The sequence below is a fragment of the Mesorhizobium sp. B2-3-15 genome (assembly GCF_006442875.1).
Taxonomy (GTDB): domain Bacteria; phylum Pseudomonadota; class Alphaproteobacteria; order Rhizobiales; family Rhizobiaceae; genus Mesorhizobium; species Mesorhizobium australicum.
The window spans coordinates 92,546-102,987 of sequence record NZ_VFVO01000012.1; the positions used below are offsets into that span (position 1 = coordinate 92,546).

At 63.3% G+C, this 10,442-nt stretch carries 9 protein-coding genes; all 9 read right to left on the reverse strand.

The annotated features are described in order from the left end of the window. Positions 1–2 precede the first annotated feature (2 nt). The gene (locus FJ954_RS23215; protein WP_246681130.1) at positions 3–5,741 is read right to left on the reverse strand and encodes a HAMP domain-containing protein; all 5,739 of its coding nucleotides are present in this window, start codon (positions 5,739–5,741) and stop codon (positions 3–5) included. A 183-nt stretch (positions 5,742–5,924) separates the two neighbouring features. Continuing rightward, positions 5,925–6,074 carry a hypothetical protein gene (locus FJ954_RS23220; RefSeq protein ID WP_127204769.1) on the reverse strand — a complete coding sequence of 50 codons (150 nt, stop codon included), beginning with the start codon at positions 6,072–6,074 and terminating at the stop codon, positions 5,925–5,927. 56 nt (positions 6,075–6,130) lie between these two features. Further along, a complete protein-coding gene (locus FJ954_RS23225) occupies positions 6,131–6,418 on the reverse strand; it encodes a hypothetical protein (RefSeq protein ID WP_015316916.1) in 288 nt (95 codons plus the stop codon). A 194-nt stretch (positions 6,419–6,612) separates the two neighbouring features. After that, positions 6,613–6,939, reverse strand: a complete 327-nt coding sequence (locus FJ954_RS23230) for a DUF2934 domain-containing protein (RefSeq protein ID WP_140663392.1) — start codon at positions 6,937–6,939, stop codon at positions 6,613–6,615. A 120-nt stretch (positions 6,940–7,059) separates the two neighbouring features. After that, positions 7,060–7,659 carry a BA14K family protein gene (locus FJ954_RS23235; RefSeq protein ID WP_140663394.1) on the reverse strand — a complete coding sequence of 200 codons (600 nt, stop codon included), beginning with the start codon at positions 7,657–7,659 and terminating at the stop codon, positions 7,060–7,062. Between the two features lie 106 nt (positions 7,660–7,765). After that, a complete protein-coding gene (locus tag FJ954_RS23240; protein ID WP_140663396.1) occupies positions 7,766–8,287 on the reverse strand; it encodes a DoxX family protein in 522 nt (173 codons plus the stop codon). Positions 8,288–8,580: 293 nt separating this feature from the next. Next, positions 8,581–9,060: a tetratricopeptide repeat protein gene (locus FJ954_RS23245; RefSeq protein ID WP_140617977.1), complete on the reverse strand. Its 480-nt coding sequence runs from the start codon at positions 9,058–9,060 to the stop codon at positions 8,581–8,583. A 31-nt stretch (positions 9,061–9,091) separates the two neighbouring features. After that, positions 9,092–10,063 carry an MBL fold metallo-hydrolase gene (locus FJ954_RS23250; protein ID WP_140663398.1) on the reverse strand — a complete coding sequence of 324 codons (972 nt, stop codon included), beginning with the start codon at positions 10,061–10,063 and terminating at the stop codon, positions 9,092–9,094. A 130-nt stretch (positions 10,064–10,193) separates the two neighbouring features. After that, entirely contained in the window at positions 10,194–10,439 is a 246-nt protein-coding gene (locus FJ954_RS23255; RefSeq protein WP_140663400.1) for a DUF680 domain-containing protein, read from the reverse strand. Positions 10,440–10,442: the final 3 nt, after the last annotated feature.

Genomic DNA, 10,442 nt, shown 5'->3' on the forward strand with positions numbered 1-10,442 from the left:
GGCTAAATCCGCCGGGGCGCGATCAGATTGCGGTCGTCGCCGTCTGCCCGCGATGTCCCCACTCGCGAGCGCGAGCGACCGACCCAAACCCGCAGCAGGGCGAGGAGCAGGTCGAGGTCGACGGGCTTGGCGATGTAGTCGGACGCGCCGGCGTCCAGACATTTCTGGCGATCTCCTTTCATCGCCTTGGCCGTGACGGAAATCAGCGGAATGTGCGCGATTTCCGGCTGGGAGCGTATCCGGCGCATTGTCTCGTACCCGTCCATCTCGGGCATCATGATGTCGATCAGGGCGACGTCGACGTCCGGTGCCTCTTCAAGCATGGCTATGCCGTCCCGCCCCCGCTCGGCATGCTGCACCTCGATACCGTAGGTTTCCAGCACGCTGGTCAGCGAATAGATGTTGCGAATGTCGTCGTCGACGATCAGAACCTTGGCCCCGGCCAGATCGGCGTTGTCGAGTTGTTCGGAAGCCAGGATTTCCTTGTCGGGCCTGTCGCCTGGAAGGGCTGCGGACATCAACAAGCCAAGCTGGGCAAAGTTGTCGGCACGCGGAACATCGCTGAGCGGCGGATGCAGGGCGATCTGCTGTTGAAAGGCGTCCGGATGGGGCGTGAAGAAGAGCAGGCGCGGGACAAAATCGCCGAACTGCGACATGATCTCATCGAGCATCTGGGCGTTGTCCTTGGCCGAACGGCCAAAACCGAACACGACGGCATCATATCCGGCAATACCACCCCCGTCGGCATTGGCCGCGACACGGCCGATGGCGGTGACCGACGTGACGCCGTCGCGAATGGCTTCGACCAGCGCCAGGCGACGCTCGGGGTCCGGATCCGCGACCAGCACATTGCGTTGTGTCCTGAGCGTCCTCGACTGAATGTCGTCGAAGACACGCGAAAGTTCGCCGGCGGACACCGGCTTGCTGGAAACGCTTGCGGCGCCTCGGCGCGTGAGGAGCTCGATGTCTTCGGCGCCGGAGATAACGTGGATGGGTATGTTCCTGGTCTTCGGATCGTGCCGTAAAAGGTCGAAAAGCACCCAGCCATCAATGTCCGAAAGGCCGAGATCCAACGTGATCGCATCGGGCATGAGCTTGCGCGTAAGCGCCAGCGTTCCCGAGCCGGCCGTGGAGAGCACGCCTTTCAATCCGGCCGATCGCGCAAGACCAAGCAGCAGCCCGCCAAAAGTGGGGTCGTCCTCCACGATCAGCACCACCCTGTCCGATGGATCGATCGCATCACGGTCGTCGGCGAGTTCCGGCGTTCCTGTCGTGCTGCTGGCCGCAACGGAAACGGCGGCCGGCGAAAGCTCGACCTGCGGTGCAAGACTGCTGCTGCGCGGGCCGTCGAAGGGAATGACAAGCGTGAAGGTCGATCCCGTTCCAGGCTGGCTTTCGACGCGCAACTCGCCGCCGAGCAGGCGGGCGATTTCCCGGCTGATCGAGAGGCCGAGGCCAGTGCCGCCATATTTGCGGCTGGTGGTGCCGTCGGCTTGTTGGAACGCCTCGAAGATCAGCTTTTGCTTGTCCTCCGGAATGCCGATGCCCGTGTCGGTGACGGCGATGGCCAGCGCTTGCGGCAGTGCCGCCGCGCCGTTTGCGCGGCCGGTCCGCTCGGCATGGATGCTGAGCGTCACGTCGCCTTGAGAGGTAAACTTGAAGGCGTTGGACAAAAGGTTGAGGACGATCTGCTGCAGCCGTTTTTCGTCCGTGCGGATCGTCTCGGGCAGGATCTGATCGATCTTGATCGTAAACCCAAGCCCCTTGTCGGCCGCAAGCTGCCGGAAGGTTCGCTCCATATGCTGGCGCAGATGTGCGAGCGGCATGTCGTTGAGCTCGATCGAAACCGTGCCGGATTCGATTTTCGAAAGATCGAGTATGTCGTTGATGAGGCTGAGCAGATCCGTGCCCGCCGAGTTGATCGTGCGAGCGAACTCGATCTGCTTGTCGTTCAGGTTGCCCTGCTGGTTGGTCGCGAGCAGGTTGGACAGGATCAGCAGCGAGTTCAGCGGCGTCCTCAGCTCGTGGCTCATATTGGCCAGGAATTCGGACTTGTACTTGGACGTCAGCGCCAGCTGTTCCGCTTTCTCCTCGAGTGCGCGTCTGGCCATTTCGATCTCGAGATTCTTGTTCTCGACCTGCTTTTTCTCGTTCTCGAGAAGCTGCGCCTTCTCCTGCAATTCCTCGTTGGTGGCGTGAAGCTCTTCCTGTTTCTTGGTGAGCTCGGTCTGGCGCGACTGCAGTTCGGACGTCAGAAGCTGTGACTGCTTGAGAAGCCCTTCCGTGCGCATGGTCGCGGCGATCGTGTTGAGCACGATACCGACCGACTCCATCAATTGCTCGAGGAACAGGCGATGCGTGTCGCTGAAGCGGCTGAACGAAGCGAGTTCGATGACCGCCTTGACCTCTTCCTCGAACAATGCCGGCAGAACGATGGCGCTGGCCGGCGGCGCTTCACCGAGGCCCGAGCTGATGCGCAGGAAGCTCGAGGGAACCTCGTCGAGCATGATCGCCCGTTTGTCGGCCGCGCTTTGACCGATCAGGCCTTCCCGGAAGTCCACACGCTGGCGGATCTTGGCTTTGCCCTCGGCGGCGTAGGACGCGGCCAGTTCCAGATAAGATTCTTCCTCGTCGCGATTGGTCACGTAGAAAACACCATACTGCGCATTCACCAGCGGCGCGAGTTCCGATATGATCATGCGCGACACCGTGGCCAAATCGCGCTCGCCCTGCAGCATGCGCGAGAACCGCGCGAGGTTGGTCTTCAGCCAATCCTGCTCGGCATTCTTGAGCGTCTGATCCTTCAGGTTGCGGATCATCTCGTTGATGTTGTCCTTGAGCGCCGCGACCTCCCCGGAAGCCTGGACGCTGATGGAACGCGTAAGATCGCCCTTGGTGACCGCGGTCGACACCTCGGCGATGGCCCGCACCTGGGTGGTCAGGTTCGCCGCCAGCTGGTTGACGTTGTCGGTCAGGTCGCGCCACAGGCCGGCGGCGCCAGGCACCCTCGCCTGGCCGCCGAGCTTGCCCTCGATGCCGACCTCGCGGGCGACGTTGGTCACCTGATCGGCGAAGGTCGCCAGCGTTTCGATCATGCCGTTGATGGTGTCCGCCAGGGACGCGATCTCGCCCTTGGCATCGACGGCGAGTTTGCGCTTGAGATTGCCCTGCGCCACGGCGGTGACGACATCGGCGATGCCGCGCACCTGGTTGGTCAGGTTGGTCGCCATGAGGTTGACGTTGTCGGTCAGGTCCTTCCAGGTGCCCGCCACGCCCTCGACCTGTGCCTGGCCGCCGAGCTTGCCCTCGGTGCCGACTTCGCGCGCCACACGCGTCACCTCGCCCGCGAATGAGTTGAGCTGGTCTACCATGGTGTTGATGGTGGACTTCAGCTCCAGGATCTCGCCCTTGACGTCGACGGTGATCTTCTTCGACAGATCGCCTCGCGCCACCGCGGTCGTCACATCGGCGATGTTGCGCACCTGGCCGGTCAGATTCTCGGCCATCGAATTGACGTTGTCGGTCAGGTCCTTCCAGGTGCCGGCGACGCCGCGCACCTGTGCCTGGCCGCCAAGCTTCCCCTCGGTGCCGACTTCGCGCGCGACACGCGTCACTTCCGAGGCAAAAGAGTTGAGCTGATCCACCATCGTGTTGATGGTGTCCTTGAGCTCGAGAATTTCGCCGCGAACGTCGACCGTGATCTTTTTCGACAGGTCGCCCAGCGCAACGGCGGTCGTCACTTCCGCGATGTTGCGGACCTGGCCCGTCAGATTGGCGGCCATGGCGTTGACGTTATCCGTCAGGTCCTTCCACGTACCGGCGACACCGCGGACCTGTGCCTGGCCGCCAAGCTTGCCGTCCGACCCCACTTCGCGGGCCACGCGCGTCACCTCGGATGCGAAGGAGTTCAGCTGGTCCACCATCGTGTTGATGACGTCCTTGATCTGCAGAATCTCTCCCAGCGCATCGACGGTGATTTTCTGGGTGAGATCGCCGGTCGCGATCGCGGTCGCGACCTTGGAGACATCGCGCAACTGCACGGTCAGGTTGCCGGCCATGGCGTTGACGTTGTCGGTCAGGTCCTTCCAGGTGCCGCCGACCCCCTCGACATGGGCCTGGCCGCCGAGTTTTCCCTCCGAGCCCACTTCGCGGGCAACGCGCGTGACTTCGGAGGCGAATGAGTTGAGCTGGTCCACCATCGTGTTGACGGTGTTCTTGAGCTCGAGGATTTCGCCCTTCACGTCGACCGTGATCTTCTTGGAGAGATCACCCCGCGCGACGGCCGTCGTCACATCGGCGATGTTGCGCACCTGGCCGGTGAGATTGGCGGCCATCAGATTGACGTTGTCGGTCAGGTCTTTCCAGGTGCCTCCGACGCCACGGACTTCCGCCTGACCGCCGAGCTTTCCCTCGGTGCCGACTTCGCGCGCGACGCGCGTCACTTCCGAGGCGAAGGAATTCAGCTGGTCCACCATCGTGTTGATGGTGTTCTTGAGCTCCAGGATCTCGCCCTTCACGTCGACCGTGATCTTCTTCGACAGATCGCCAAGAGCCACCGCGGTGGTCACTTCGGCGATGTTGCGCACCTGGCCGGTCAGGTTGGCCGCCATAGAATTGACGTTATCGGTCAAATCTTTCCAGGTTCCGGCGACACCCCGCACCTGCGCCTGCCCGCCGAGCTTTCCCTCCGTGCCGACCTCGCGTGCAACGCGCGTCACCTCGCCGGCAAATGAGTTGAGCTGGTCGACCATCGTATTGATGGTGGACTTCAGCTCCAGAATCTCTCCCTTCACGTCGACGGTGATCTTCTTCGACAGGTCGCCGAGCGCGACCGCGGTCGTCACATCGGCGATATTGCGGACCTGGCCGGTCAAATTGGCGGCCATCAGGTTCACGCTGTCCGTCAGGTCCTTCCAGGTGCCACCGACGCCCTCGACGCGGGCTTGGCCGCCGAGCTTTCCCTCGGTGCCGACTTCGCGCGCGACGCGCGTCACCTCGCCGGCAAACGAGTTGAGCTGGTCGACCATGGTGTTGATGGTCGACTTCAGCTCCAGGATCTCGCCCTTCACGTCGACGGTGATCTTCTTCGACAAATCGCCCGAAGCGACTGCGGTGGTCACCTCCGCGATGTTGCGCACCTGGCTCGTCAGGTTGGTCGCCATCGCGTTCACATTGTCGGTCAGATCCTTCCAGGTGCCCGCCACCCCCTTGACCCGGGCCTGACCGCCTAGCTTGCCCTCGGTGCCGACCTCGCGCGCCACGCGCGTCACCTCCGAAGTGAACGAGGCGAGTTGCTCGACCATTGTGTTGACGATCTTGCCGATCCGCAGGAATTCGCCGCGCAGCGGCCTGCCGTCGATCTCCACCATCATGGTCTGGGACAGATCGCCCTTGGCGACGGCGCCGATGACCCGGGCCACCTCGGCGGTCGGTTGCACCATGTCCTCGATCAGGTCGTTGACCGATCGGACGCTCGATTCCCAGCTACCTTTGGCGTTCCTGACATGGCCGCGCTCGCTGATGCGCCCGTCCTTGCCGACCACCCGGCTGAGCCGCGCGAATTCCCGCGTCACCTGGTCATTGAGTTCGACGATTTGATTGAACGTGTCTGCAATCTCGCCACTCAGCCCATCATAGACGTTTTCGATGCGGACGGAGAAATCGCCGTTTCGAAAAGCTTTGAGAGCGCTAAGGATTTGTCGAGAGTCCAGTTGTTCTTTTGGTAACCGAGATGCGCCCAAAAACCCCTCCACGCGAACCCCCGGCCGGATCAGGCCGAAGCCCTTAACGCGTGGCCGCGTATTTGGTTCCATATGGCTTGCAAGCGCGGCTGAAAGGTCCGCCGCGCTTTGCTGGCCCCCTAGGAGGCCGACAGGCCTACAGCGGCCTCGGTCTCTGTGTACCGCTATGCAACAGCGATCCCTTCAATGCCGCTTGAAATACTGCACTTCCCTTTCGTGCTTCTCCGCCGCTTCGCGGCTGTCGAACGTGCCCAGATTCCGCCGCTTGCCCGTCTTCTCGTCCTTTTTCCTTGAATAAAGCCGATATTTTCCGTCTTTCAACTTCCTGATCATCGGTCTCTCCTCAGGAAAGGACGAAGGGCCCGACGATCGCCGAGCCCTTCCTATTGTCAGTCGCGGTGTTCGGGCATGGCTTTCAGCTGGTCCTTGGTCCAGCTGGTCACGGCGTGAACGTCGCCGTCCTCGTCGCGCATGAAATCGAGTTCGTTGGCGGCGACGGCGACCGGCTTGGCGCCGATGCCGAGGAAGCCGCCGACGTCGATGACGACCTGGCTGCTGCCATGCATATGGTCGACGGAGCCGATCTTCTCGTCGTTGGGGCCGTAGATGGTCGCGCCTTCAAGCGTATCCGGGGTCAGTTCGGCGCGGCTGAGCCTTACGTGATTGGCGTGGTCCATGAGTGCATCTCCTTTGCGGTGGGACAGGGTGAACCTCCGAGGCGGCCAAGGGTTCCGACATTGTCGGAGATGACCAGGGATAGTGCTCCAAGAGAGCGCCGGCTTCGGGGCGATCATGGTTTTGCGCTCGGTGGCTCGATGAATCATCTTGTCATCGAGTTGCACCAACGCGTTGTTTCGAAAGGCTCGCGCGTTCAGCGCCCGCGCTTTGGCTTGAGGCTGCGCGCGGCTTGCTCGATCGCGGCGCGGTCGGTGCCGAGACGGTCGATCAGCTCCTGCGCCTCCTCGCCCGATATGCCCGCGCGGATCGCCAGTTCCTCCACCGTCAGAACGTCGGAGCTCGCGATCTCGCCGGTTTGTGGCAGCGCGTCATCCGCCGTCAGCGGCAGGGCGGCTTCCCTGTCGATCTCCATCTCGGCCCGGCTCCAGTGCCGCTCATGGTCGCCATCGCCGCCGCCTTCGCGTTGCCAGATCTCGTAGGCGCGGTTCCTGATCTTGTCGTCGCGGTCGTCGTCGCTCATGTCATTCCTCCACTCATGTGAGGCATGAACGCCGCGCCGGTGCGAACGATCCAAAAAATTTGCGTGATCGTCGGGATGACAAGATGCAACCCTTCAGCCAGGCCTGCATGGCACCGGCGGCTACTCGCACTGGCGCCTGGGTCCCCCGGAATATGGCTGATAGCTGTTGTCGTCGGGCCTGTAGGAGCGGTAGCGGCTGAAGCAGGAATCGACATGGTCGGCGGAAAGCGCCGTCGTGGCGACCGCCGGGGCGACACCCCCCTCGACATAGCTGACGGCTGCCGATGGCTGCGCGCCCTGGTCGTCGCCGGCGTCGAGATAGGGCGAGACGCAGGGGCGCTGCTGCCCGCTATAAGACATGTAGCTGTTGTCGTCCGGATTGTAGGAGCGGTAGCGGTTCGCGCACCAACTGACATGGGACGCCGGCAGCGCGTCGGCTCCAGCAGCCGGCGCGATCGATCCGGTCGCGGCCGGATCGGGTGCCCGCGGCTTGACGGCGATATCGGGCGGCGCGGGCTGGTCGGCTGGCAAGCGTTGCAGATTTTGCGCCGCCTTGTTCACCGGCCGCGCGTCCCTGGTCCACAGTTCCGCCACGCTGACAGTCGGCCTTGCCTCATGCGCGGGCTTGGCGGCGAGCAGCCAGGCGGCAAAGCCCAGCCCGCTGCCGAAGACCGCAAGGGTCAAGACAAAGCCGCCGACCAATGCCAAAATCGCTTTCACGTCACGCTCCTTCAGCCCCTGCTTATAGAATGCGGAGCATCAAGGCTGGTTCCAGCAAAGTACGTGTCGCAGGCGCTTGAACGGGTCGCGCGGGCTCAGCTCCTCCTCAGACCGGCAGCCTCACCTCTGGGGAAAACTGGTTCTCGACCGCCAGCAGCGACGCCACCGTTTCCCTATCGCGCTGGCGCTGCTGCAGGGTACGGGCCAGCAGCCAATCCAGCGAGATCCGGCCGGCGCCGGCGACGGCCAGAACGAACATGCCGCCGGCGATCGCCAGATCCTTTTCGAAATTCAGCAGCTCGCTCTGGCTGGCGAAGTTGGTGTGGAACAGTGTGGCCGTTGCCAGGCAGAAGAGGCCGAGGCCGATCGCCCCCAGCCGCGTCAGCACGCCCGTTGCCACCGAGAGCCCTGCCCCCAGTTGCAACGCGATGGTGGCGACAAACAGCGGCAGACCGACGCCTTGCGCGGCCATCGCCTTGGTGGCGCCGTCGAAATGGGTGGCCAGTGTCACCCCCTCATGCAGGAAGATGAAGGACATGAGCAGGCGTCCGACAAGCAGGGTCAGATCCCTGACATAGAGTTTGATGGCGAGGGCGTGCAGCTTCTCGGCGCGTTCGTTCAGGGTCATGGTCAGCCTCCGATATTTTGACACCGTGCATGCGCCGCGCGAGGACGGCGCCTGCCGAATGTGATGCTTGAAAGGGCCGGAGCCGGCTCGAGGGAGAGGCGCCGGCTCCGGCAATGGGCGCCAGCCACGAGCGCCCGAACTTTGGTGGGTTAGCGCCAAGCCCCTCATCCGGGCGCTTCGCGGCCACCTCTCCCCAGCGGGGAGAAGAGAAAGGCGGCGCCTCCTCTCCCCGAGGGGGAGGTCGGATTGCCCCGAATTGCCCTTCGCAAGTGGGGGCAATCCGGGGGGAGAACTTACTTCGTCACCTTGGTATCGATGGCTTTCCGCAGGTCGGAAAGCTCGTCGCAGCCGGTCGGGCACAGTTTCTGCAGCGAGGCCAGTTGCTCATCGGCCTTGGCCATGTCGCCGGTTTCGACATAGAGCTCGCCCAGATATTCGCGGGCGGCCTTGTGGTCGGGTTTCAGCTCCAGTGCCTTGTTGTAGTAGGTCAGCGCGGTGGTGAAGTCGCCGGTCTTGCGCAGCGTGAAGCCGAGCAAATTGTAGACGTCGGCCTGCTGGTTGTCCTGCGCGAGGTCGCGCAGGTCCGCCAGCGCGCCCTTGTAATCCTTGGCGTCGATCTTGGCCTTGACGGCGGTGAGGTCGGGCGCGTCGGCGCCCTCGATGTCGTCGACCGCATAGGCTGGGATGATGGTTGCGACGGGAACCACGGTCAGCACGGCAATGGCGCCGAGCAGGCCGAACAGGGCGTGCTTGCCCAAAAAGGATTGTTTCATTGTCTGTCTCGCTTGGGTTGGGAGCTCGCGCTCAGATTTCGACAGGCGTGAAGCCGTAGGCATTGCCGTCCTTGACGAAGACGCCGGTGCCCGGGAACGGGAAGTGCGAACCGGAAATGCGGATGTTGTCCGCGATCACCCGGTCGATGATCTTGTGGCGCGTGGCGATCGCCGTCGGCCCGTCCTGGTCATAGGCGCCCTGCCATTCCGGATGCGGTGCGAGAAGCGCCGGCACATACATGGTGTCGGCCGAGATCATCAGTTGTTCCTTGCCGGAATTGGCGAGGTACACCGAATGGCCGGGCGTGTGGCCGGGGGCGGCGATGATCTGGATGCCGGGCGCGACCTCGGCGCCATCCTCGACCAGCTTCCAGTTCTTCCATTTCGGGAAGTTTTCGGCGATGCGCTTGCCCGCCGGCTTGCGGCCCTCGGGCAGCTTCGCCAGCCTGCTCGGGTCGGTCCACCAATTGTATTCGGTGGCGTTGACGATGAGCTCGGCATTGGGGAACACCGGCGTGTTGGTGCCCTTCTCCATGAGGCCCCAGACATGGTCGGGGTGGAAATGCGAGATCATGATGGTGTCGATCGCCTTGTAGTCGATTCCGGCGGCGGCCATGTTGGCCGGCAGGTGCGTGGCGTTGGCCTGCCACTGGCCGACGCCCGAGCCGGCATCCATCATGATCAGCCTGCCGCCCATCTTGAGCACGGCTACGGTGAGCGGAATGGGCATGAAGTCGGTCGTCAGCCCCGCCTTGGCGAGCGCTGCCTTGGTATCGTCGACCGAAACATCCTTGATGAAGGCCGGGTCGTGCGGCTTCTTCCAGATGCCGTCATAGACGGCGGTCACCTCGATATCGCCGACCGTGTATTTGTAGAAACCGACGGTGGGTTCCACCGGCGTCTGCGCGAAAGCGGGACGGGTGAATTCCAGCTTGCCGGCAAGGCCGAAGGCGGCAGCGGCGGCGGCGGATTGAAGCACTGTGCGGCGTGACATGCTGAACATGATGATCTCCTCTGTTGAGTGGTGGCTAAGGCGAAAGGTCGAAGGGAATGACGGAGCGCCAAGCCCTGGCCCTCCGTCGCTGGTCGCGGATCGGATTGGCGCCGCCGGGATCGGGTGTCGACCCGTGAACTCAGTTGCCCCAGATGCCCTGGCCGGGTTCGTCCGCATCGGATTTGGTCGCCGGCCGGCTCGGCTTGGTCGTCACCTTGGTGTCGACGCCGTGAGGACGTGCCGTGTAGGGGATCGAGGCGGTGGCATTGGTGTCGACGGCGACGCCCGGCTGGTTGGGGGCATTGGCGTTGAAATGGTCGCTGCCGGCAAAGGCAGAAGTCGAGGCAAGCAACATCGCAGCCACGCTGAGAGCGAGCTTGGTCATTTC

Bases quoted from the DNA above. Each gene is read 5' to 3' on its own strand.
- FJ954_RS23220 (WP_127204769.1), bottom strand. From the start codon at position 6,074: ATGATCAGGAAGTTGAAAGACGGAAAATATCGGCTTTATTCAAGGAAA.
- FJ954_RS23225 (WP_015316916.1), bottom strand. From the start codon at position 6,418: ATGGACCACGCCAATCACGTAAGGCTCAGCCGCGCCGAACTGACCCCG.
- FJ954_RS23230 (WP_140663392.1), bottom strand. From the start codon at position 6,939: ATGAGCGACGACGACCGCGACGACAAGATCAGGAACCGCGCCTACGAG.
- FJ954_RS23240 (WP_140663396.1), bottom strand. From the start codon at position 8,287: ATGACCCTGAACGAACGCGCCGAGAAGCTGCACGCCCTCGCCATCAAA.
- FJ954_RS23245 (WP_140617977.1), bottom strand. From the start codon at position 9,060: ATGAAACAATCCTTTTTGGGCAAGCACGCCCTGTTCGGCCTGCTCGGC.
- FJ954_RS23250 (WP_140663398.1), bottom strand. From the start codon at position 10,063: ATGTTCAGCATGTCACGCCGCACAGTGCTTCAATCCGCCGCCGCCGCT.
- FJ954_RS23255 (WP_140663400.1), bottom strand. From the start codon at position 10,439: ATGACCAAGCTCGCTCTCAGCGTGGCTGCGATGTTGCTTGCCTCGACT.